At 49.6% G+C, this 20426-nt stretch carries 23 protein-coding genes; 13 read left to right on the top strand and 10 right to left on the bottom strand.

Annotated features, from left to right (window positions below; genetic code table 11):
• Positions 1-41 precede the first annotated feature (41 nt).
• Genes O4H49_RS00115 through O4H49_RS00105 form a run of 3 tightly spaced genes read left to right on the top strand, consistent with a single transcriptional unit; the run spans position 42 to position 2283 of the window.
• Entirely contained in the window at positions 42-662 is a 621-nt protein-coding gene (locus O4H49_RS00115) for a CDP-alcohol phosphatidyltransferase family protein (RefSeq protein ID WP_269421373.1), read from the top strand.
• Positions 659-1642: a phosphatidate cytidylyltransferase gene (locus O4H49_RS00110; RefSeq protein WP_269421372.1), complete on the top strand. Its 984-nt coding sequence runs from the start codon at positions 659-661 to the stop codon at positions 1640-1642. Before O4H49_RS00115 ends, O4H49_RS00110 begins: the two co-directional genes overlap by 4 nt.
• Before the next feature lie 2 nt (positions 1643-1644).
• Positions 1645-2283: a lysophospholipid acyltransferase family protein gene (locus O4H49_RS00105; protein WP_269421371.1), complete on the top strand. Its 639-nt coding sequence runs from the start codon at positions 1645-1647 to the stop codon at positions 2281-2283.
• A 263-nt stretch (positions 2284-2546) separates the two neighbouring features.
• Here O4H49_RS00105 and O4H49_RS00100 read toward each other — a convergent pair whose 3' ends face one another.
• From O4H49_RS00100 to O4H49_RS00085, 4 genes are read right to left on the bottom strand one after another with little or no spacing between them, the layout of a single operon-like run.
• A complete protein-coding gene (locus O4H49_RS00100; RefSeq protein ID WP_269421370.1) occupies positions 2547-3242 on the bottom strand; it encodes a DUF799 domain-containing protein in 696 nt (231 codons plus the stop codon).
• Positions 3239-3595: a DUF4810 domain-containing protein gene (locus tag O4H49_RS00095; RefSeq protein ID WP_269421369.1), complete on the bottom strand. Its 357-nt coding sequence runs from the start codon at positions 3593-3595 to the stop codon at positions 3239-3241. Before O4H49_RS00095 ends, O4H49_RS00100 begins: the two co-directional genes overlap by 4 nt.
• A 27-nt stretch (positions 3596-3622) precedes the next feature.
• A complete protein-coding gene (locus tag O4H49_RS00090) occupies positions 3623-3922 on the bottom strand; it encodes a hypothetical protein (RefSeq protein ID WP_269421368.1) in 300 nt (99 codons plus the stop codon).
• Positions 3922-4887: a CsgG/HfaB family protein gene (locus O4H49_RS00085; protein ID WP_269421367.1), complete on the bottom strand. Its 966-nt coding sequence runs from the start codon at positions 4885-4887 to the stop codon at positions 3922-3924. Before O4H49_RS00085 ends, O4H49_RS00090 begins: the two co-directional genes overlap by 1 nt.
• A 446-nt stretch (positions 4888-5333) precedes the next feature.
• On the opposite strand from O4H49_RS00085, the gene O4H49_RS00080 reads away from it, so the two are divergent.
• From O4H49_RS00080 to O4H49_RS00065, 4 genes are all read left to right on the top strand, one after another.
• Positions 5334-6677, top strand: a complete 1344-nt coding sequence (locus tag O4H49_RS00080) for a DEAD/DEAH box helicase (RefSeq protein WP_269421366.1) — start codon at positions 5334-5336, stop codon at positions 6675-6677.
• Positions 6678-6912: 235 nt separating this feature from the next.
• A complete protein-coding gene (locus tag O4H49_RS00075) occupies positions 6913-7578 on the top strand; it encodes a glutathione S-transferase (protein WP_269421365.1) in 666 nt (221 codons plus the stop codon).
• Positions 7579-7623: 45 nt separating this feature from the next.
• Positions 7624-8046: an alternative ribosome rescue aminoacyl-tRNA hydrolase ArfB gene (gene arfB / locus O4H49_RS00070; RefSeq protein ID WP_269421364.1), complete on the top strand. Its 423-nt coding sequence runs from the start codon at positions 7624-7626 to the stop codon at positions 8044-8046.
• Positions 8047-8520: 474 nt separating this feature from the next.
• A complete protein-coding gene (locus O4H49_RS00065) occupies positions 8521-9060 on the top strand; it encodes a hypothetical protein (RefSeq protein WP_419715198.1) in 540 nt (179 codons plus the stop codon).
• A gap of 35 nt (positions 9061-9095) precedes the next feature.
• Here the strand turns inward: O4H49_RS00065 and O4H49_RS00060 are convergent, their stop codons facing one another.
• From O4H49_RS00060 to O4H49_RS00050, 3 genes are all read right to left on the bottom strand, one after another.
• Positions 9096-10772 (bottom strand): monovalent cation:proton antiporter-2 (CPA2) family protein, encoded by a 1677-nt coding sequence (locus tag O4H49_RS00060; protein WP_269421362.1) that lies wholly within the window; start codon positions 10770-10772, stop codon positions 9096-9098.
• 293 nt (positions 10773-11065) lie between these two features.
• On the bottom strand, positions 11066-12409 hold the full coding sequence (locus O4H49_RS00055; protein WP_269421361.1) for a DEAD/DEAH box helicase: 1344 nt from the start codon (positions 12407-12409) through the stop codon (positions 11066-11068).
• Between the two features lie 321 nt (positions 12410-12730).
• A complete protein-coding gene (locus O4H49_RS00050) occupies positions 12731-13096 on the bottom strand; it encodes a winged helix-turn-helix transcriptional regulator (protein ID WP_269421360.1) in 366 nt (121 codons plus the stop codon).
• A 107-nt stretch (positions 13097-13203) separates the two neighbouring features.
• Between O4H49_RS00050 and O4H49_RS00045 the strand changes: the two genes are divergently transcribed.
• From O4H49_RS00045 to wrbA, 3 genes are all read left to right on the top strand, one after another.
• On the top strand, positions 13204-14058 hold the full coding sequence (locus O4H49_RS00045) for a pirin family protein (RefSeq protein ID WP_269421359.1): 855 nt from the start codon (positions 13204-13206) through the stop codon (positions 14056-14058).
• 44 nt (positions 14059-14102) lie between these two features.
• Complete coding sequence (ycaC, locus tag O4H49_RS00040) at positions 14103-14732, top strand: isochorismate family cysteine hydrolase YcaC (RefSeq protein WP_269421358.1); 630 nt, start codon at positions 14103-14105, stop codon at positions 14730-14732.
• 69 nt (positions 14733-14801) lie between these two features.
• The gene (wrbA, locus tag O4H49_RS00035) at positions 14802-15401 is read left to right on the top strand and encodes an NAD(P)H:quinone oxidoreductase (protein ID WP_269421357.1); all 600 of its coding nucleotides are present in this window, start codon (positions 14802-14804) and stop codon (positions 15399-15401) included.
• Between the two features lie 156 nt (positions 15402-15557).
• Here wrbA and O4H49_RS00030 read toward each other — a convergent pair whose 3' ends face one another.
• Complete coding sequence (locus O4H49_RS00030) at positions 15558-16274, bottom strand: 5-formyltetrahydrofolate cyclo-ligase (RefSeq protein ID WP_269421356.1); 717 nt, start codon at positions 16272-16274, stop codon at positions 15558-15560.
• A 316-nt stretch (positions 16275-16590) separates the two neighbouring features.
• On the bottom strand, positions 16591-17625 hold the full coding sequence (locus O4H49_RS00025; RefSeq protein WP_269421355.1) for a P1 family peptidase: 1035 nt from the start codon (positions 17623-17625) through the stop codon (positions 16591-16593).
• Between the two features lie 202 nt (positions 17626-17827).
• Between O4H49_RS00025 and O4H49_RS00020 the strand changes: the two genes are divergently transcribed.
• The 3 genes from O4H49_RS00020 (at position 17828) to O4H49_RS00010 (ending at position 19627) form a co-directional block, all read left to right on the top strand.
• On the top strand, positions 17828-18259 hold the full coding sequence (locus O4H49_RS00020) for a carboxymuconolactone decarboxylase family protein (RefSeq protein ID WP_269421354.1): 432 nt from the start codon (positions 17828-17830) through the stop codon (positions 18257-18259).
• A 37-nt stretch (positions 18260-18296) separates the two neighbouring features.
• Positions 18297-19184, top strand: a complete 888-nt coding sequence (gene sigJ / locus O4H49_RS00015; RefSeq protein WP_269421353.1) for an RNA polymerase sigma factor SigJ — start codon at positions 18297-18299, stop codon at positions 19182-19184.
• A 215-nt stretch (positions 19185-19399) separates the two neighbouring features.
• A complete protein-coding gene (locus O4H49_RS00010) occupies positions 19400-19627 on the top strand; it encodes an amphi-Trp domain-containing protein (protein ID WP_269421352.1) in 228 nt (75 codons plus the stop codon).
• Between the two features lie 81 nt (positions 19628-19708).
• Here O4H49_RS00010 and O4H49_RS00005 read toward each other — a convergent pair whose 3' ends face one another.
• Positions 19709-20140 carry a hypothetical protein gene (locus tag O4H49_RS00005; protein ID WP_269421351.1) on the bottom strand — a complete coding sequence of 144 codons (432 nt, stop codon included), beginning with the start codon at positions 20138-20140 and terminating at the stop codon, positions 19709-19711.
• Positions 20141-20426 lie beyond the last annotated feature (286 nt).

Below are 20426 nucleotides of genomic sequence, written 5' to 3'. Positions count from 1 at the left end.
ATCGCGGGTATTATCAGTGATTAAGCTATCGGGGGGAGCAGGTGATAACGATTTATGATCTGAAGCCACAATTTCAGAATCTGCTCCGGCCGATTTGCGCCCGTTTTATCAAGATTGGCCTTGTCGCCAATCACATAACTCTTGCCGCCCTGATCCTTTCCGGCGCTGGCGGTATCTGGATCGCCCTTGCGCCAGGATCTGCCCTCCCTTTACTGGCCCTGCCAGTACTCCTGTTCATACGGATGGCCCTTAACGCCGTCGATGGCATGATGGCACGGGAGTTCAACCAGAAAAGCAGACTCGGTGCAGTGTTGAATGAACTGGGGGATGTACTCGCCGATGTTGCCCTCTACCTCCCCTTTGCCTTGATACCCGGTGTTTCAGCCGTTCTTTGTACCCTGGTGATCCTTCTTGGCATCATTGTCGAGATGACCGGGATCATTGCGGTACAGATCGGCGCCTCAAGAAGATACGACGGCCCCTTCGGTAAAAGTGACCGGGCTTTTGCCTTTGGCCTTTTGGCGGTTCTTCTTGCTTTTGATTTCATCTCCCCTCAGCTAAGCACCGTTTATCTGGCAATCCTGATCGGACTGTCCTGTTACACACTTTTTAATCGCGCGCAAAAAGCCCTGCGCGAAGCGGACGAAAGCACCCCTTCATGATCTCCTTGCAAGACCTGCCCATCCCGGAAAACCTTGTCTACGTCATTGCCGGTGTTTTTGGTCTTCTTGCGTTCGCAACCCTTCTGGTCGCCGTCATGCGCCGGGGCAAAGCCGATGAAGTGCACAAGGAGCTCTGGCTGCGGGTAAAGTCCTGGTGGTACATGGCCGGAATTTTTATCTTTGCCATTGCTATCAACCGCACGCTCTCTGTTATTTTTCTGGCACTTCTTTCCTTTCTCGCTTTCAAAGAATACCTCTCGATGATCCCGACACGCCGGGCCGATCACCGGGTTCTCTTCTGGGCCTATCTTGCCATTCCGATCCAGTTTTACTGGATCCATGCTGGCTGGTACGGCATGTTCATCATTTTCATCCCCGTCTGGGTTTTTCTTTTCCTGCCTTTCCGCATGGTCTTGTTGGGTGAAACCGAAGGCTTCCTCAGGGCAATCGGCACCCTGAGCTGGGGACTGATGATGACTGTTTTTGCCCTGTCCCACGCCGCCTATCTTTTGGTTTTGCCAGAAAGTGCCCTTGTTGAACTCGCACCCGCAACCGCAGTCCGGCAGTTTGACAAATCAGGCGCAGGCCTTCTCTTCCTGCTGGTCCTCCTGACCCAGTTCAACGACGTCGCCCAGTATGTCTGGGGCAAGCTAATCGGTGGCCCCAAGATCATCCCCAAGGTAAGCCCCGGGAAAACCTGGGCCGGTTTCCTCGGTGGAATGTTTTCAACTTCCTTGCTCGCGCTTGCCCTTGGCCCGCTGCTTTCTCCCATGTCGCTGATGATGGCTGGCATTGCCGGGGCTGTTACTGCCCTGGCAGGTTTTATTGGCGACGTCACAATCTCTGCAATCAAGCGGGATCTCGGGGTCAAAGACACAGGCAGTACAATCCCAGGGCATGGTGGCTTGCTTGATCGTCTGGACAGCCTGACCTATAGCGCCCCGATCTTTTTTCATTATATCAGGTATTTTTATTACTGATCATGGTCAACCAGCTACTCCGCGCCTTGTTTATCGTCATAATTGTCAGGCCTTTGGTACTGCTTGCCATGGGGTTGAATATCCGCCGCCGGGAGCTCCTTCCTGCGCAAGGGCCAGCCGTGATTGTTGCCAATCATAACTCCCACCTCGACACCCTGGTAATTCTATCTCTTTTCCCCCTCAGACTCTTACCCAAAGTAAGGCCGGTCGCGGCTGCTGACTACTTCCTCAGAAACCCTCTTCTTGCCTGGTTTGCCCTTAACATCATTGGCATTATCCCGGTTAAACGGGTTACACGCGGCGGAAACCCTCTGGCGTCAAGCTTTGAAGCTTTGCAACGTGGAGAGATCCTGATCATTTTCCCCGAAGGCTCCCGTGGCAACCCGGAAGAGCTGACCCAGTTTAAAAAGGGGATCGCCATAATCAGTAAAAAATTCCCTGATGTACCGATATCCCCCCTGTTTCTTCACGGCCTGGGAAAAGCCCTGCCCCGGGGGGAAGCCGTTTTTGTTCCCTTTTTCTGCGATGCTTTTGTCGGGTCGCCCAGACATTGGTCCGGAGAAACAGAAAGCTTCATTAAAGCACTGGAACAACAAATGAGCGACCTCGCCGCCGAGGGACGTTTCCCCGTCTGGAAGTAGCCGGAGTTGTCACACAGCGACCTGTTTCAATATATATTTCTTTAAAATAATTGAGTTTGCTTTTAATCAGCGTTCATTTGGATGGTCTGCACATGTGCTTGATAACTGGCTATTCAGATATTCTCACAAATCTCTTGGATTATTATAAACAGCCTCATGTGAAGAGAAATCCGCTACATCGCCCGAAGCAGATAATAGAAAAGAAAAAGGCAGAGAAAATTTTCTCTGCCTTTTAGCCAATCCAGCGAGACAGAATGATGTCGTTAGTTAACCACAGGTTCGGCAGGAGCTTCTTCAGTCATCCCATAATCTTTGTGGTAGGGTCCCGGCAGTAATCCTTTACCTGTTGCATTAACTGCCCAATAATTTGCTTTGCGGCTCAAGGGAATATAATTTGGTGAAGCCTTTTCCACTGCAGCAGCAACAGCCTGAACCACGAGCCCAATTAATCCCCCATTGGAATTTCCTTGGTTCGGAGAATAAGCAATACTTGAAGAGCTCTCCCAAAGTGTCTCTCCAGAGTGGCCACTCTTCAAGCTATAGGAAAAACTGACCGTCGTTTGCGTATCGAGCACGATATATTTAGATGTCCATTCATCAATGGAGATATAGAGTATAGAATCTGCCCCAAACAGTTCACCGAGCACAGTAGGATCAGAATTATACACCAAATCAGCGTCGGACATCCCCTCTTCTTCCATCACCCGTTTTACTAGATTAACCGGGAACACATAATAGCCTTTTTCTGCGACAGGGCGGCTTATCGTAGAAAGAAAGTATTGTGGCGCCTCAACTTCAACACTTCGATTGACGGGTAAAACAATAAGCACAGAATGAGGGTCGTCCGCACGGAGTTTTGAATAATCATACGGTTCTTGTGCTGTATGCTGACAAGCTCCAAGGGCTAATAAAAGCACTGGAACCACCATAAATCGGACGAAACGGACAATAGTTATCATTGTTTTTTAGCCTCCGTTTCAGCTATGCGAATCATAGCATTCATTAAGGTTTCAGATTCCGGCCAACTTTCTTGCTCTTTCCTGAAAAAAGTCACGCTGTCATCAAACTTGCCACTCTCAAGCAGCAAATATCCGTATTCAGCGTAAATCCCGGGGGGAACACGCCCTTGTTCTTCCCCCTTCTCAATCATCATTCCCAAATTTTCTACCAGAATAATCTGCTGCCCATTATCTTTATAATAAGTAAGCAGATCCTGTTCATAACTTCCCCAATGATATTTCTCGGGTGCAGCGCAAGCACTTAAGAATATCGCGCCAGACATCAAAAGAACGGCGTACTTCAAACAACGCATTATTTCTTCCCCCCTTAAGAGCAGCGTTTATGGACGAAGGATTGTAACAGACGGGCCCCTCAGGTAGATTTCCTGAGAAAGGATCTCCTGACCGTCATGAATCAGCTTAACTTTGTGGCGACCGTTCACAAGTATCAGGCTTCGACTTTTCCCATCGTAATCGCCAACAATTCCCATACTCAGATCATCAACAAAAATTTCAGCCGTTTGCGGGACATTGTCAAAACCGATACTGGGACGTTCATCCAAGGTTTTTGTTGTTTCAACAGGCTGAGCACAAGAAGGCAAAAACACAGCGAGGAAAAAAAGAACGAAATATCTCTTCATTAGTTTGCCTCCTCAGCAACAAATAATTCAGCTTCGCCAACACGATCAAGTACCCCATCTACAATTTGGGTAACTGAACCTTCATTGGTTTCGTCCGTGCCAAAAAAACTGACAACCTTCAAGGATCCGATTTTTTCGGCCGGGAGCTGAATATCAAATCCACTTTGCCCACTGCGAACAGTTTCTCCAGCTTTCATCACGACAAGCAAATCTCCAACAGAAAGCCCCTGACGTTCCCCCCCGCTGATAAAAACAGTACTGCCTTCTTGTCTAAGAATATCAGTCCGCCAAGTACGCTCATCCAGTTTCTGAACAACTTCGCTCATCACCGAAGAAATTGCTGCAGCAATAGCCCGATCATTCAATGTGGCATCATATTCCGCACGGTTGCCAAAACCAACGACACTTCCAGCCTCGTTAGTGGCCTCACCTGCACCATCCGCAGAGAAAAAAACGTGCCCCGTTCTACTATCAATCAGACGAATTTCGACTTTGGCCCGGGCAACCTGTTTTTTTGTTGAACTCAAGAAACCACTTTTGCCCACAGTTTTTCGGCCAAATTCTGTGACAGATCCAACAATCAGCGTATCAACCCCAACCATGTTAACGTTTTGAATATATTCCTGCTCTTTTTTGATTTTCTCGATATCCGGACGTTCAAAAATCAAGAACTTTCCAGATTCCACTAGTTGTGAAGACAACATATCTGTTGCCTGCTTGCCAAGAGGGTCATCTTCGTTGTCTCTCAGGAATGTTTTTCCATACCGGGTTTCATTGGAAAATCTCGCGATTGCAACCTTGCGCTTTAGGCGTTTGACTTCTGGAGTAGAAAAAGCCTGCTTCTGAGCACGTTCTTGCTCGGCCTGTGTAGCAGACGCTTCGATCGGCTTAGCAACTTTGTCCGGGACTGCACAGGCTGCCAAAGAGACAGCGGACAATCCGATTATTGCGATTTTTCTTATCATCAAGACAAATTAATCCTATTTACCAATAACTTAAAACTCATTAAAAATCTAATGCAACGTTAGTTTCAGCAAACGAGCTTACCAGAACTGCGGAGGAGATTTTCTACTTTAAAACGAAAATATCAAGTGAGAATTATCTTCCTAAAACAAAAACCATCATCAATTACCCTTCAAGGACAGATTGATCAAACGCATAGGCGCCATGCAAAAGAATTCCCACCATTGGGCTTGACCCTCAGGGGCCGATCCTATATTGCTGCGTCACCTTGCGGGAGGGGATGAAGGACACTTCATGAATACCCGCTCTGATAATGGAGTTGCATATCAACTCCGCCTTGATCGATGGCGCTTGTTCTTGTGTGTACACAGATATCTCCGAGAGTGCGGCGAAGAGCTAGATTGATCCAGGTATAGCCTTCACCATGCTTTCAAAGGATTTATCCAGCATGACTCAGTTTTCCGAGCTCAATCTTATTGAGCCGCTTCAACGCGCGATCGACGCACAGGGTTTCACCACACCAACAGCTATCCAGGAACAGGCTATTCCAGCCCTGCTCGCTGGCAAAGACGTTATCGGTCTGTCCCAGACCGGTGGGGGAAAAACCGCTGCTTTCGTTCTGCCGTTGCTCCAGCGCCTGACCGAAGAGAACAAACGTTTCGAGCCTAACCATCCACAGGCGCTGATCCTCGCCCCAACGCGTGAGATCGCCCAGCAGATTGGCCAGGTTCTTCGTCTCTTCACGAAATTTCTGCCGATCCGTTACACCACAGTAACCGGTGGCGCACCAATGTTCCCACAGTTCCGCGACCTCAATCGTGGCGTGCACATTCTTGTGGCAACACCGGGCCGTCTGGTAGATCACATTAACCGCGGATCTGTGAAACTGGACAATACCACCACGCTGATCCTTGACGAAGCTGACCGCATGCTCGACCTCGGCTTCTCCGAAGAAGTCACCGAGATCGCCAACAGCCTGCCAAAGCCACACCAGACCGTGCTTTTCTCGGCAACAATGCCAAAAGCTGTTGATCGTCTGGTTGCTTCTTTGCTGAACGATCCCGTTCGCATCGAGACTGCGCCACAGTCGACCACGTCTGCCAACATCGCCCAGCGTGCTTTCTATGTGCACGGCGGTCAGAAACAGGCGCTGCTCAACCACATTCTCGACAACAATCCTGGTGAACGCGTTCTGGTCTTCATGCAGACCAAAGCCGAAGCCGATCGTTGGTCTGATGCCCTGCGCGAAGATGGTCGTCGTGTTGATGCCATTCATGGTGACAAGCAGCAGCGTATCCGTACCAAGGTATTGAACAAGTTCCGCCGTGGTGACATTGATGTACTGGTAGCAACTGATGTTGCTGCTCGTGGTATCGACGTTCCCGGTATCAAGATCGTCGTGAACATCGATCTGCCAACCGATCCTGAAAACTACGTTCACCGTATTGGCCGTACCGGTCGTGCAGAAGCTACAGGCGAAGCCTATTCTTTCTGCTCACCAAAGGAAATCGGCACGCTCAAACGTATCGAACGGGTTATCCGTCAGGACATTGTTGTCATGAAAGATCATCCTTTCCACGTGGAAATCAGTGCGCGCGATGCCGGTAGTCAGAAACCTGCCAACCGCCGCGGTGGACGTCCTTTCAACAAATCCGGCGGCAATGGCCGTGGCGGACGCGATGGCGCAGGCCGTGGTGACGACGCCGGTCGCGGACGCAGCTACAAGCCACGTTCAGCCCAGAACACCAATGGCAACGGCCAGAAACGTTTTGGCAAACGCCAGGCAGCTTAAGCCTTCTGCCTTACGGGCATAAGCAGCCAAGCTGATAATAAAACAGGAAAAGGTCGCCACATCGGCGGCCTTTTCCTGTTTTAAAGTGATTGCACTCTTTACGCCCTCAACAATGATCACCTGAAACCTGGCTTGACCGTCAGATCACATACACAGAGATGATCCTTTTTAATAAAGCTTGTCCCCTGTATCTTTTTCCGCATAGTGACCAGAGTTGATCAGCAAATATAAAACGATGAAAACAAAGCTCCCCATTCTCTACAGCTTCCGCAGATGTCCCTACGCCATGCGGGCACGCCTCGCCCTCCAGAGCAGCAACCAGCAATGTGAACTGCGGGAAATCATCCTGCGCGACAAACCCGAAAGCATGCTTGATGCATCGCCCAAGGGCACCGTTCCGGTGCTCCTTCTGCCAGACGGAACCGTGCTGGAAGAAAGCCTCGATATCATGCTCTGGGCACTCAACCGACACGATCCGCAAGGCTGGTTAAGTCCCGATGCAGGATCTCTTGACGAAATGCTCACACTGATCAAACACTGTGAGACCGACTTCAAACCCCATCTGGACCGCTATAAGTATCCCAACCGCTATGAAGATGTGGATGCCCTGGAACAGCGAGACATTGCCGAGAATTTTCTGATCAAACTGGAAGCACTGCTTAACAGATCCGGCTATCTTTTTGGCCCCTCCCCTTCACTGGCAGATATGGCCCTTGCGCCTTTTATCAGGCAATTCTCTAAAGTGGACCCGGACTGGTTTGCCCGGTTAAATTATCCCTCTGTGCAAAAATGGCTGACGGAGTTTCTGGACTCCCCGATTTTCCGGGCGATTTTAAAAAAATATCCGCGGTGGGAAAGTGGTGACAGGGAAACGCTTTTCCCGGAAAATGAACCACACTAAAACCGACATACGTAAAACCGGGAAAAATTGATAAAGGCACCTCTCATGATCCGGATTACAGATCAGATAGAGATACATCCGGATGAATTGAGCGAAACATTCATCCGGGCCTCTGGCGCCGGTGGCCAGAATGTGAACAAGGTATCGACCGCAGTACAATTGCGCTTTAATGCAAAAAACAGTCCGGCGATCTCCAGCTTTGTCTTTAACCGCCTTCGAACGCTGGCGAGCCATCTGATGACTGGTGATGGAGAAATCATTATCACCGCCAACAGCCATCGCAGTCAGGATCGCAATCGTCAGGATGCAAGGGACAGGCTGATTGAACTGATCCAGAAGGCAACAATCCGGCAAAAAAACCGCCGTCCAACCAAGCCAAGCAAGTCGGCAAAAACCAAACGTACGGATAAAAAAACGCAACGCGGTGCAATCAAAAAAAACCGTGGGAATGTTTCTTTCTCTGATTGATTATCCAGCCTGCCTAAATCCGCCCCCCCCTGTCAACAATCATATTTACCTTCGACAACTCTGGAATAATTCTTCCAGGGTGTCCCAACCTATTCCCAAAGAAATTCCGCACTTTTTCTTGTAAAATAGGTATACTGAAAACCCAAACCCGCTTTTCTATAGGCTACGACAGGATATCATTATACATTGCTGGCCCTGACCACTTCTAGAACTGTGCGCAAATACCCTTGGCTTCAGTTCACACTAGCGATTGCCCTGAGCTTGCTTCTTCTACTACTCCCGTTGTCAGCAGTCCGGGCTGCGGCCCCCCCCGTTGATGTCAAGATTAATATCTCTCATTTCCCCCCGTTTTATGTAATTGAGAGTGGCATTCCGCACAGAGGCATCGGAATTGATCTGATCGCTGCAATGAATGAAACCCAATCGAAGTTCAGATTCTCAATTATTGAATCCAGTGCCCGCAGGCGACATCAGATGTTCAAAAAGGGTGCCTATGACGTCTCACTATTTGATCATATTGAATGGGGCTGGGACAGATCCCAGGTAGAAGCAACAAGACGCTATCTCACAGGAGGAGAGCGGTATATAACCCTTTCGGGTTCAGAAGTTCACCCTGATTTTTTTGATGACCTTTCTGATAAAAAAATAGGCGCCATTCTTGGATACCATTATCGGTTTTCAGATTATGAGGCAGACCCAGCTGCTTTAAGCCAAAAATTTGACATCTCACTGGTGACCAACCAGATGCAAATTCTCAAGATGGTGCTTTCCAAAAGGGTTCAGGTTGGCGTCATGACTGAAAGCTTTTTGGAATATTATTTCCAGTCTCATCAGGAAATGCGCTCTGTATTACTCATTTCAGACCACTATGATCAGCCTTACAATTTTGTTGGTATCGTGCGTAAAAATGGCCCCATAAGCGCTGCCCAACTGGAGAAAATCCTCTTTTCGGTTTTCACAGATAACCGCTTTGACTGGATTGCGGGAAAATATGGAATCACCTGGGAAAAATGATATTACCCGGTTCGAGTTCGCGATAACACGCCCTTTCAGGCTTTCTGATGTTCCCGCAACTTTGCATAGTCTTCCTCTCTCAAGTCCTCAAATAATGCCCGGCGTTCATCTTCCCCGACACCTGCAGCTTTCAAGGCGGCAGCCCCCAGCCTCAGACTGGCTTCTACCGTTTCTGGAATGGCATGCGAAGCCCCCAAAGCAGTAAGATGATCAGCGCTCCCCCAGTCACGGGCGCGCACATGAACTGGCACCTCGGGATAGAGCCGTTGCATTGTGCGGACAACTCCCTCAGCCATGTGATGGTCATCGAGTGTCACCACCATCAAACGCGCCCGGTCTGCACCAATCGCCCGCAGGATCTCGGGGCGACTGGCATCCCCAAAAACAAGGCTGTGTCCAAGCTCACGTCCTCTGGCCACCCGTGCTGCATCCATATCAATCGCCACACAGGCAACATCAACCGCGCGCAACATTCCGGCAATGACTTCTCCGACCCGACCAAACCCGGCGATGATGACAGGTCTTTCAGGGATAGGGTCTGAAGTCTCCATGGCAAAAGAAGCAGCAGACTTTAACCGCCGGGCCAGTTTCTCGGCAATTTTCACCATGACGGGAGTCAGGATCATACTCAGGACAATAACGGAAATCAGGGTCTCCATCATGCCAACAGGTAAAAGATCCAGATTTTGCGCCAGAGAGAACAACACAAAACCGAACTCTCCGGCTTGAGATAGCAGAAAGCCACACTTTACAGCGATCGACAGTGGAACACGCCAAAGGCGGGCAAGACCGATCAGGACTACCGCCTTGATGCTGACCAGTGCCAAAGCGCCCAGGACAACCACCCCCAGATTGTTCCACGCCGAGGTGGGCACAAATGTCATCCCGACACTCATAAAGAACAGGCCAAGCAACAAGCCACGAAACGGCATCACATCGGCTTCTATCTGATGTTTGTATTCTGATTCGGAAAGCAGAACCCCCGCTATAAAAGCCCCCATGGCCATGGACAGGCCAATTAGTTCCATCGCCCAGGCAAATCCGAGGACCAGCAACAAGGCAGTCGCAACAAAGGCATCTCCGCTTTTGCTATAGGCAATGGCATTAAGCAGCGGGCTGATTGCATAACGCCCGACAACCAGGACCGAGATAAAAATTCCCATTGCCTGCAAAACCGCAAATCCCATGGAGACAGAGAATTGCATTTCGCCGAGTGCCAGCAGGGGTAAAAGAATCAAAAGCGGAACCACCGCCAGATCCTGAAACAGCAAGACAGAAAAACTGATCCTGCCCCAGTTACTGGTGGTCTGTTGCTTCTCTGTCAGAATCTGAACGCCAAAAGCTGTCGAGGAAAGCGCCAGGCCAAATCCGATTATCAATGCTGTTTGCGCTTCAACGCCCAGAACAAGATAAATCAACCCGGCAAGGAATACGCCAGTGACAGCAACCTGCAGTCCACCAAGACCAAAGACCAGTCGGCGCATGACCCAAAGACGTTGCGGTTTGATTTCCAGACCGATCAGAAACAGCAGGAAAACAACACCAAACTCGCCGATATGGCGCATGTTGTCTGCATCCGTCACCAGAGCCAGACCGCTGGGGCCAATCACAGCACCTGCTGCCAGATACCCGAGAACAGAACCAAGACCCAACCGACTGAACAGCAAGACTGCCAAAACAGATGCTGCCAACAACGATACGATCTCAGCCATCCCGCTCCCCGTTTCTTTTCTATCTCGTTAACCTGGTGGGAAAATCAGTGTTATTCCCCTCAATCATCAAGGCTAACCGCACAAAGGAAAAATACGATTAACAATCAGGACATAACGAAAAAACTGTCTAAACAAGCTATATCCCCTGTTTTCCCTTTAGCACATTTCGTTTTCTCAAAAAAAGAGCCGCATGAACTGCAGCTCTTTTTATGCGAGTTTTATAACAAGGCCCGCCGGACAATCAAAAAAACAGATCGGGATTGTTAACATCCCTCACCCCTTTTGACTTTCCCTTACTGGCCCGAGGTCGAGGCTGCTTTCGGTCTTCTGTTTCCAGGGCGGCCTTTGCGCTGCGCACCACCTGGTGCCCCGTGGGGTTTCGGCTGATTGATATGCCGATTGGCCTTGGAAGCATTGGACGTCCGACGCCCCCCGCCCCCCGGACGTCTCCCCTTGTTCTTGTCTTCTTTGGGCCCACTATCAAAGCGGGAATCAATTCCCTCAAGGTGATAGGGATGGTCTTCCATCAAAGGTACGGTCTGGCGAATGGTTTTTTCAATATCTTTCAGATATCCGCGCTCTTCGTGATCACAGAAAGAAAGTGAAACACCTGTCGCTCCTGCCCGTGCAGTTCGACCAATCCGATGGACATAACTTTCAGGTTCGTTTGGCAGTTCAAAGTTGATCACGTGGGTTACACCATCAACATCAATGCCGCGCGCAGCCACATCGGTCGCGACCAGTGCCCGGATATCACCTGAACGAAAATCATTCAATGCCTTCTGGCGGGCGTTCTGGGATTTGTTCCCGTGAATAGCACCGGAAGTCACCCCCAGTTTTCCAAGGTATTCTGAGACCTTGTTCGCTCCATGCTTGGTCCGTGTGAAAACCAGAACCCTTTTGATTTCCTGATTTTGCAGCACATGTGCCAACAGATCCCGCTTGCGCGATTTTGGCACCATCAGAACGTGCTGTTCGACTTTTTCTGCGGTTGTCGCTGCCGGAGCAACTTCAATCCGGATCGGATTAACCAGAATACTGTTCGCCAGTTTTTCCACTGTTTTGGGCATGGTCGCAGAAAAGAGGATCGTCTGACGATCATTCGGCAGATAGGCCACAATTTTCTGGATATCCCGGATAAAGCCCATATCAAGCATCCGGTCCGCCTCATCAAGCACAAGGAACTCGACCTGTCGCAGATTTATATGGCTCTGGTTTACCAGATCAAGCAGACGACCAGGTGTGGCGATAAGAATATCCGCGCCCTGTTGCATCGACTTGATCTGCGGTTTTTCCGAAGCGCCGCCATAGACCAGCGCAATACGCAGGTGAAGGTACTTGGCATAGGCCTGGATGTTCTCGGCGATCTGTACGGCCAGCTCACGGGTAGGCGCCAGAATAAGTGAACGGGCTGCCTTTGGACTGCGTTTGCCTTCTGCCTTGAGCAGCATCTGGATAATCGGCAGCGAAAAGGCCGCCGTTTTTCCTGTGCCGGTCTGGGCAACACCGATCAGGTCTTTCCCCAGGAGAACGTCGGGAATAGCCTTGCTCTGGATTGGCGTCATCTCCTGATAACCACCCTCTTCCAGAGCGCGCAAAATTGGTGCGCGCAGGCCGAGTTCCGCAAATTTGCTCATGGGGCATACTTTCAAGTTGAGAGAGACGATTACCTATAGCGCATAGGGGAAAGAGTCAATCATGTAACGCTCAAACAAAAGGCGGAGCAGCCATGTGTATTAAGGCAAATATTGGCCAGCAGCTATATGATTTCGTCCAGAAACAGACAATCGTTATTTCTCTGGTCACAGTGATCATTGAACGGAACATTCAACGTGATGTGTATCAGAACCCGAAAAGCCTCCCCTAAAGGAGTAAAAAATAACAATTGCAATTAGTTAGATATTGAATAAAACCAGCACGGTCATATGCAAAATAATTTTTTCTTCATTTCAAATTCCTTAATCTTTTATTTCAAGGCTATTCTCAAGATGTCGCTGTTTTTTCCGAGCAGGAATTTTTTCCCCGTTAAGCTGCGCCCATTCTTCCATCGCGATCAAAATAGGCTCTAGGGATCTTCCCAGCGAAGTCAGACTATACTCTACTCTTGGGGGAATCTCTCCATAGTCGACCCGCTTCAACAGGCCATCCTGTTCCATCTCCTTCAGCTGCTTGCCAAGTGTTCTGGGCGTAATCCCTGACAGATCCCGCTGCAGCTGGTTAAACCGCCGTTTCTCTTTGAGAAGCCAGTAGATCACCATGACTTTCCACTTTCCAGCGATCAAAGCCAGCGTCGTCTCTGTAGGGCAACCGGAATGCTTTGTCATTTCAACAGTATCCTAAATGATAGTACTTGTAAAAAATACGTATGAGCTAATATGACAGAAATCAAGCCCGTCAGCATCAAAACAACTTTATTGATGGAATGAATGTCATGAAAAAAATTGCACAGATACTGCGCAGCAGCAGTTCTCATTGGGTCGGTGACGGTTTTCCCGTCAGATCCCTTTTCAGCTACCAGGGCGACACCGAAGCCACCAGTCCCTTTCTGCTTTTTGACTATGCCGGACCACATCTGTTCGAACCAAACATCCGGAACCCGCGTGGTGTGGAACAGCATCCGCACCGCGGGTTTGAAACTGTCACAATCGTCTATGAGGGGGAAGTCAGTCACAGGGATAGCAGTGGTGGCGGCGGAACGATAAGCCGGGGAGATGTCCAGTGGATGACCGCCGGTAGCGGTATCATTCATGAAGAGTTCCATTCGGAGAAATTTTCCAAATCAGGCGGGCCATTCCAGATGGTTCAGCTGTGGATTAATTTACCGGCAAAAGACAAAAGCGCTCCGCCCGCTTATCAGGCTCTTTCCAGCAGCCAAATTCCTGTTGTCGATCTGGAACAGGGAACTGCGCGCATTATTGCCGGGACATTCAAGGGAACAAAGGGGCCTGCACGGACCTTCACCCCCATCAACCTCTGGGATGTTCGTCTTGATGCCCAAGCCGGGGTTACACTGGACCTGCCCCAGGACCACAACGCAATGATTGCTGTCCTTTCCGGGGATATTACCAGTGACGGACAAAACATACACACCGCCGAAATTGCCCAACTGACCAGCACTGGTAACAGCATAACACTCACTGCTGAAAGCAATGCGACATTATTGGTGATGACCGGAGAGCCTATTGCCGAGCCCGTCGTTGGCTATGGCCCCTTTGTCATGAACAGCGAGGCTGAAATTCGCGAAGCAATCAACGATTTCAACAATGGTCGATTTGGCCACTTTTAACCACGAGGTTTAATTTTATCCACCCACAACTGAGAGTTAACAAAATGACAAAGCCCTATACAAAACTTGATAAAGACAATGCCGCCGTGCTTTTGGTTGATCACCAGGCCGGGCTTCTTTCTCTTGTCCGCGACATTGATCCGGACAAGTTCAAGAACAACGTTCTTGCGCTTGCGGACCTGGCAAAATATTTCGAGCTTCCGACAATCCTGACAACAAGCTTTGAAGACGGTCCGAACGGCCCGCTGTTGCCTGAACTGAAAGCAAGATTTCCTGATGCCCCCTTTATAGCGCGCCCGGGACAAATCAACGCATGGGATAATGAAGATTTTATCAAAGCGATTAAAGCCACGGGCAAGAAACAGCTTCTTATTGCCGGTGTCGTGACCGAAGTCTGCGTGGCCTTCCCTGCTCTTTCCGCAATAGAAGAAGGTTTTGATGTCTTTGTCGTGACAGATGCCTCCGGCACATTCAATGAGATAACTCGCCAGGCGGCCTGGAATCGCATGACCCAGGCCGGTGCCCAATTGATGAGCTGGTTCGCTGTTGCCTGCGAACTCCACCGTGATTGGCGTAATGATGTCGAAGGGCTCGGCACCCTGTTTGCCAACCATATCCCCGATTACGGAAATCTGATCACCAGCTACAACACCGTCAACAGCAAAACAAAATAAACAAACCCGAGCACACACAGTGTGCTTCCAGCTTTTCCTCATACTTTCAAACCAGATCAGGATAAAAAAATGGCAAAAATCCTTGTGTTATACCATTCTACCTATGGTCACATCGAACAGATGGCAGAAGCCGTGGCTGAAGGCGCCAGATCTGCCGGAGCCACAGTTGATATAAAACGTGTTCCCGAAACTGTCCCCCAGGAAATCGCCCAGAAAAGCGGTTACAAGCTGGATCAGAAAGCCCCCATCGCAACAGTTGCCGAGCTGGAAAATTACGACGGAATCATCATCGGCGCAGGCACACGCTTTGGCCGTATCCCGTCACAAATGGCAAGCTTTCTGGATCAGGCGGGCGGATTGTGGCTGCGCGGCGCCCTCAATGGCAAGGTTGGCGGTGCTTTCACGTCCACTGCCACACAGCATGGCGGGCAGGAAACAACCCTCTTTTCCATGATCACCAATCTTCTGCATTTTGGCATGACGATTGTAGGCCTTGATTATGGCTATGCCGGGCAGATGAATAAAGACGAGATTGTTGGTGGTGCGCCCTACGGCGCCACGACGATTGCCGGCGGTGATGGAAGCCGCCAGCCCAGCCAGATAGATCTGGATGGCGCCCGGTATCAGGGACGCCGTATTGCCGAAGTCAGCATCAAACTGTTTGACTGATCCTGCTTGAAGCCAAGCCCGGAATACCGGGTTTGTTCAGATCACGCCTGGCCCTGTCTCGATTATTTCAATGAGACAGGGCCAGGCTCTTCATTCAGATAAGATCAGTTGAACACGTGGAACCAAGGTTTCAAAATATCCGGGAACAGGATCTTTTTAACGAACCTCGTTACAGCTTTTCTTTGCCTCCAGTGGTATTTCCCCCTGCTCTGTAATCACAATGTCCATGGGAATATCATGCCATTGAGGAAAAATTGTCGGAATAGCCGCGAGTTGGTACCCGACACCGATAACCCGCACTGTTTTGGTTATACCAGCGAGTGTCCGGTCATAGAACCCACCTCCATACCCCAAACGGTAACCTGAGGGATCAAAGCCGATCAAGGGAGCAATAACCACGTCAGGAACAACAACCGGTGCTGTTTCTTGCGGAATCGGAATATTCCAGACACCGCGAGTCATCGGCGTTTCCTGTGACCAGGCCCGGAAGAATAGCGGTTTCCCAAGAGATACGACAACAGGCAAGGCACAGATACCACCCTGACCTTCGAGCCTTTTCATAAAGGGATGGAGGTTAGGTTCTCCTTTAAAAGGCCAGTAACAGCTGATAATCAGTCCTTTGACATCGCCAATGGCCTCTTCCAGATAGCCTGTAATCTGCCCGTTTGACCGGCGTCGGATATCCGGAGGGATAGCCAACCGCTGTTTAATCAGATGTTCGCGTTCTGCCTTGCGCCAGCGCTTTACATCCTGCTCCTGGACTGCATCCTTATTGTTTACAGCAAACTCTGAATAAGTCGGGTCGAGCTCGTGCATCATACAAGGTGGAGAAGCAAACTCCTTGTTTTCTTCCTCTTCGTTTTCCAGCTTCATTCTTCTGCCCCAACAATCTGGTTCAATTTGAAAACAGGTCATGCCTTGGCGTAAAATAAACAGGCATCTCATATGCTATTTAATGGACTCTCAGCTATATCTGATCTTCAAGCCCGATACCAATAGCTCTTAGCTCTTAGCTCTTAGCTCTTAGCTCTTAGCTCTTAGCTCTTAGCTCTTAGCTCTTAGCTCTTTCATTCCCCGACGGAATACAAGCGGTCAAGAAGCTCATGGGCCTGGAAACATCAAGGCTTTGCCTGTGCAGCTTTTTGAAAAGCAGATTCCAGCTACGGCAAGGCCACTTGTCGGCTGGCTGTCAAACACGGTTTAACAGTTCATAAGCTTCACGAAAGGCAGGTGCTTTATGCCCATTTCGCCCCAAAACAGCCGAGCTGTGCCACAGGCTGTTAAGAACAGCGTTTTCCGCACTTTCCACTGCGGCATAGAACACCGCATTCATGTCGTTTTCATTAAAGCCCGTCAGCTGTTTTACCGCACACTTTTCATCATGGCTTACGGTTCCAGCTGTTGAAAACGCCAGGGCAATGTCACCACTCTGGTTTCCAAGAACACTTCCCAGCCGTCCGAGCGCTGCACTGCTTCTTCGACAAAGTCGGCCAAGTTGACGGGCATCAAGCGGCGCATCTGTGGCAAAGACCAAAATGATAGACCCCTTGTCTTCATCCCTGCTTTCCTCTCTGTCTGGTTCAAACACTTCACCACAAATCCGCAAGTCTTCCCGGACACCGAAATTGGACAGTACCAGACACCCAAGGGTAAAGATCGTCCCATCACCACATATAATCTTTCGTGAAGCCGATCCCACACCGCCAGCAAAGCCGAAGGTTTTCATCCCTGCACCAGCCCCGACAGCGCCCTGGGCGAAGTCTTCTGCTGTCGTGTGCAAAGCCTTATTCACCATATCCTCTGTCACCGACAATCGCTGGATATCGTTCAACCAGCCATCGTTACATTCCATGACAACAGGATTAACGGTGGCTGTTTTCCGGCCAATATCCGGGTTCTCGGTTATGGCTCGACGGACCAGGGCTTCAATCCCTGCACTGACACCAAAGGTGTTCGTCAAAATGATCGGCGTCTCTATCTGCCCCAGTTCTGCAAGCTGTAGCAATCCTGCAGACTTACCAAAACCATTGAGAACGGCCAGCCCTGCCCGGACCTTATCCCGATAGATATTTCCCCCATGCGGGCAAATTGCCGTCACCCCTGTATGGATCTCCCCTTCATGTAGGGTCTGATGCCCAACCAGCACACCGGGGACATCACATACTGTGTTTTTTGAACCCGGGGGCAGACGCCACCAGCCTTCTTTTCCCGGAAACCCCGACATCTGCATCCCCTCTGGTCCAATTCTGTTTTTAGGCAACCCTTATTCCGCTTTTGCATCAGGCCAGCTCAAAAAATATTCCCAAGTGGTTTTATAGCTCAACACTCTCTTTTTCGGAATTTTCTTTTAAGACGTCACAAACACATCAGCAGGATCGTCATAAGGGTATAGACACACAAATTCTGTACCCAGGAGAATAAAGAACATGAACCCGCTGCAAGCCGTCAAATACGAACAGGAAATCCCCGACATTCTAAAAAGCCTGGCATCTGTACATACAGTTATGGACAGTCACGGCTTTGACCGTAGTCTCCACCATCTTGTGCAGCTGCGCGCCTCACAGATGAACCGTTGTGCCTTCTGTATCAAGATGCACAGTAAAGAGGCCCGGGAGGATGGCGAAACCACTACGCGACTGGATCGTCTGATAGTCTGGGACAAGGTCACTGATTTCACCCCGAAGGAACGCGCCGCACTGCGTTGGACTGAAGCCTTGACCTCCATGGCGCACAACGTAAATCTTGGAGAGTTACGTGCGGAATTAAGAGAACATTTTACTGAAAAGGAAATCGGGATACTCACAGGAACCATTGCGATGATCAACCTGTGGAACCGTATCCAGATATCAAGAGACTGATATACCCAAAGAGACCCGGATACACAGGGAAACTTTTATGCCAGAACACGACCACACAGATATGTTTGAAGCCTGTCGTCCCCGTCTCTACGGGTTGGCATACCGGATCCTCGGGTCTCGCGCCGATGCGGAAGACGCGGTACAGGATACCTTTATCAAATGGCAAAACACCAGACAGGAGGGAATAGAAAACCCTGCCGCCTGGTTGATGACCAGCTGTACCCGTCGCAGCATTGATTTGCTTCGCTCTGCCCATCGTGCCCGGGTCGATTATGTCGGCTCCTGGCTCCCGGAGCCTCTCCATATGGCAACAGATCACGAAACAGACACCCGGCTGGAGCTTGCCTCAACCCTGACCACCGCTTTTATGCTGATGCTCGAACGCCTGACACCAAAAGAACGCGCCGCCTACCTGCTCCATGATATCTTTGATCTTTCCTACGCTGAAATATCCGGCATGTTGACCTTGCAGGAAACCACCTGCCGCAAGCTTGTCTCCCGCGCCAAAGGACAGATTGATAAAAATAAAATCAGAAGTTACACCCCTGTAGAACGCCAGGAGCAGCTCCTTTGCGCTTTTCAACAGGCAATCACCACAGGGACACCAGCCCAACTCGCCACATTACTTTCAGATGATATCCGCCTAAGTGCTGACGGGGGTGGCAAGGTACAGACCCTGCTTGAGACACTCCGGGGCAAAGCCGATGTCATTCCCTTCCTGGTTGAACGCCTCTACGCCTGGTGGGCCAGCTACGACTGGATCACGGCTGAAATCAACGGAACACGTGGATTTTTCCTGCAAAAAGACAGTGAAATTCTGGCGAGTGTTACCTTTGCCTACGGGGAGAACGGTGATGTGACAGATATCTACATCGTGCGCAACCCCGACAAGCTCAGGCGCATGACACCTGAAATAGTTCACTAATACTTTTTCCTTTTGATCAGACCAGATCAAAGATTAAGAGAAGGCGACATAACAAATTTCCGGCACACACTATCATTCGCTATGGAACAACAATCCATTTTCCTCAACCATCACCTTGAATGGAAAGATATTCTGCCCCTTGCCTCAAAGAGATGATCCGGTAAAGATTACCGCGTCACTTTTTACGATAAAAACACAGAGACAAGGATCCAGTCATGGCGCACAAGCCCGAAAGAGATATCGAGAAAACCTATCCCCTGGAGGACTTCATCGCAAAGCTGCGCCGTCTGGCTGATTCACTCGAGCAAAACAAGAGTTTTGAAATCCAGATCGCAGGGGAACGCATCTATGTCCCGGTCCGGGCGATCTATAACATCGAACATGAACGCGGTGATGGAGAAGAAGAAATTGAATTCCAGATCAAATGGAACAACGTGAAGTAAGTTTTCTCCTGCTCCATTCTTCCCCTTGGATAAACAGGCCGTTCGGGAAGCAATTCGAAATATCAGGTGCGGCACTTTACTCTAGGAATATCTTGTTTTCATCTGAGAAAAGATAAAATCCTCTGCTTCCTGATAACTGCTGGTCGCCAACAATTCACCGGTCAGCTTCGAAACCTCCACATTGAAGTTGGCCAGTGTGGTTATCTTTTTATACTCATTATCCAAAGTAACTGTCGCCCCATAGAAACATTCTATTCCGGCACAAACCAGCATATCGTCAAAATAACGTATATCATCCAGTGTCAGAGTATTCTCGAACCCACGCCTGTTATCGAGAATGCAGAAATAATTTTTAGACTTATTCAATGCCAGAGTTTCTTGGTAAAGCGGAATGCGCTCCTGCCTGCCCGTATTTCCGGTCAGCTCTACGCGATGGAGGAACTCCCCATTGCACTCGAAAGTCTCAAAAACACAGCTGGATAATATTTTCTTTTCAACCAAGACCAATTTCATTTTATAAAACCAGGCGGACCATCAAACGTAATTTGTGATAAAATTTTGTTTTGAATAACAGTGCTACCCAAAAAAGATAACAAGTGAGCTATATAAATAGCATGATCACTATAATCCCAAGGTAATTAAGATTTGTACATCTTCAAGAGCGCGTAGCCAACGGCAACAAAAAACCCCCTTAGTCATTCCTGACTAAGGGGGTTTTTTAATTGGTTGCGGGGGCAGGATTTGAACCTGCGACCTTCAGGTTATGAGCCTGACGAGCTACCGGGCTGCTCCACCCCGC

It is taken from the genome of Kiloniella laminariae (genome assembly GCF_027214005.1).
GTDB lineage: Bacteria > Pseudomonadota > Alphaproteobacteria > Kiloniellales > Kiloniellaceae > Kiloniella > Kiloniella laminariae_A.
This window is presented reverse-complemented; position numbering and strand designations above follow the sequence as displayed.

Bases quoted from the DNA above. Each gene is read 5' to 3' on its own strand.
- O4H49_RS00110 (WP_269421372.1), top strand. From the start codon at position 659: ATGATCTCCTTGCAAGACCTGCCCATCCCGGAAAACCTTGTCTACGTC.
- O4H49_RS00105 (WP_269421371.1), top strand. From the start codon at position 1,645: ATGGTCAACCAGCTACTCCGCGCCTTGTTTATCGTCATAATTGTCAGG.
- O4H49_RS00100 (WP_269421370.1), bottom strand. From the start codon at position 3,242: ATGATAACTATTGTCCGTTTCGTCCGATTTATGGTGGTTCCAGTGCTT.
- O4H49_RS00095 (WP_269421369.1), bottom strand. From the start codon at position 3,595: ATGCGTTGTTTGAAGTACGCCGTTCTTTTGATGTCTGGCGCGATATTC.
- O4H49_RS00090 (WP_269421368.1), bottom strand. From the start codon at position 3,922: ATGAAGAGATATTTCGTTCTTTTTTTCCTCGCTGTGTTTTTGCCTTCT.
- O4H49_RS00085 (WP_269421367.1), bottom strand. From the start codon at position 4,887: ATGATAAGAAAAATCGCAATAATCGGATTGTCCGCTGTCTCTTTGGCA.
- O4H49_RS00080 (WP_269421366.1), top strand. From the start codon at position 5,334: ATGACTCAGTTTTCCGAGCTCAATCTTATTGAGCCGCTTCAACGCGCG.
- O4H49_RS00075 (WP_269421365.1), top strand. From the start codon at position 6,913: ATGAAAACAAAGCTCCCCATTCTCTACAGCTTCCGCAGATGTCCCTAC.
- arfB (WP_269421364.1), top strand. From the start codon at position 7,624: ATGATCCGGATTACAGATCAGATAGAGATACATCCGGATGAATTGAGC.
- O4H49_RS00065 (WP_419715198.1), top strand. From the start codon at position 8,521: ATGTTCAAAAAGGGTGCCTATGACGTCTCACTATTTGATCATATTGAA.
- O4H49_RS00060 (WP_269421362.1), bottom strand. From the start codon at position 10,772: ATGGCTGAGATCGTATCGTTGTTGGCAGCATCTGTTTTGGCAGTCTTG.
- O4H49_RS00055 (WP_269421361.1), bottom strand. From the start codon at position 12,409: ATGAGCAAATTTGCGGAACTCGGCCTGCGCGCACCAATTTTGCGCGCT.
- O4H49_RS00050 (WP_269421360.1), bottom strand. From the start codon at position 13,096: ATGACAAAGCATTCCGGTTGCCCTACAGAGACGACGCTGGCTTTGATC.
- O4H49_RS00045 (WP_269421359.1), top strand. From the start codon at position 13,204: ATGAAAAAAATTGCACAGATACTGCGCAGCAGCAGTTCTCATTGGGTC.
- ycaC (WP_269421358.1), top strand. From the start codon at position 14,103: ATGACAAAGCCCTATACAAAACTTGATAAAGACAATGCCGCCGTGCTT.
- wrbA (WP_269421357.1), top strand. From the start codon at position 14,802: ATGGCAAAAATCCTTGTGTTATACCATTCTACCTATGGTCACATCGAA.
- O4H49_RS00030 (WP_269421356.1), bottom strand. From the start codon at position 16,274: ATGAAGCTGGAAAACGAAGAGGAAGAAAACAAGGAGTTTGCTTCTCCA.
- O4H49_RS00025 (WP_269421355.1), bottom strand. From the start codon at position 17,625: ATGTCGGGGTTTCCGGGAAAAGAAGGCTGGTGGCGTCTGCCCCCGGGT.
- O4H49_RS00020 (WP_269421354.1), top strand. From the start codon at position 17,828: ATGAACCCGCTGCAAGCCGTCAAATACGAACAGGAAATCCCCGACATT.
- sigJ (WP_269421353.1), top strand. From the start codon at position 18,297: ATGCCAGAACACGACCACACAGATATGTTTGAAGCCTGTCGTCCCCGT.
- O4H49_RS00010 (WP_269421352.1), top strand. From the start codon at position 19,400: ATGGCGCACAAGCCCGAAAGAGATATCGAGAAAACCTATCCCCTGGAG.
- O4H49_RS00005 (WP_269421351.1), bottom strand. From the start codon at position 20,140: ATGAAATTGGTCTTGGTTGAAAAGAAAATATTATCCAGCTGTGTTTTT.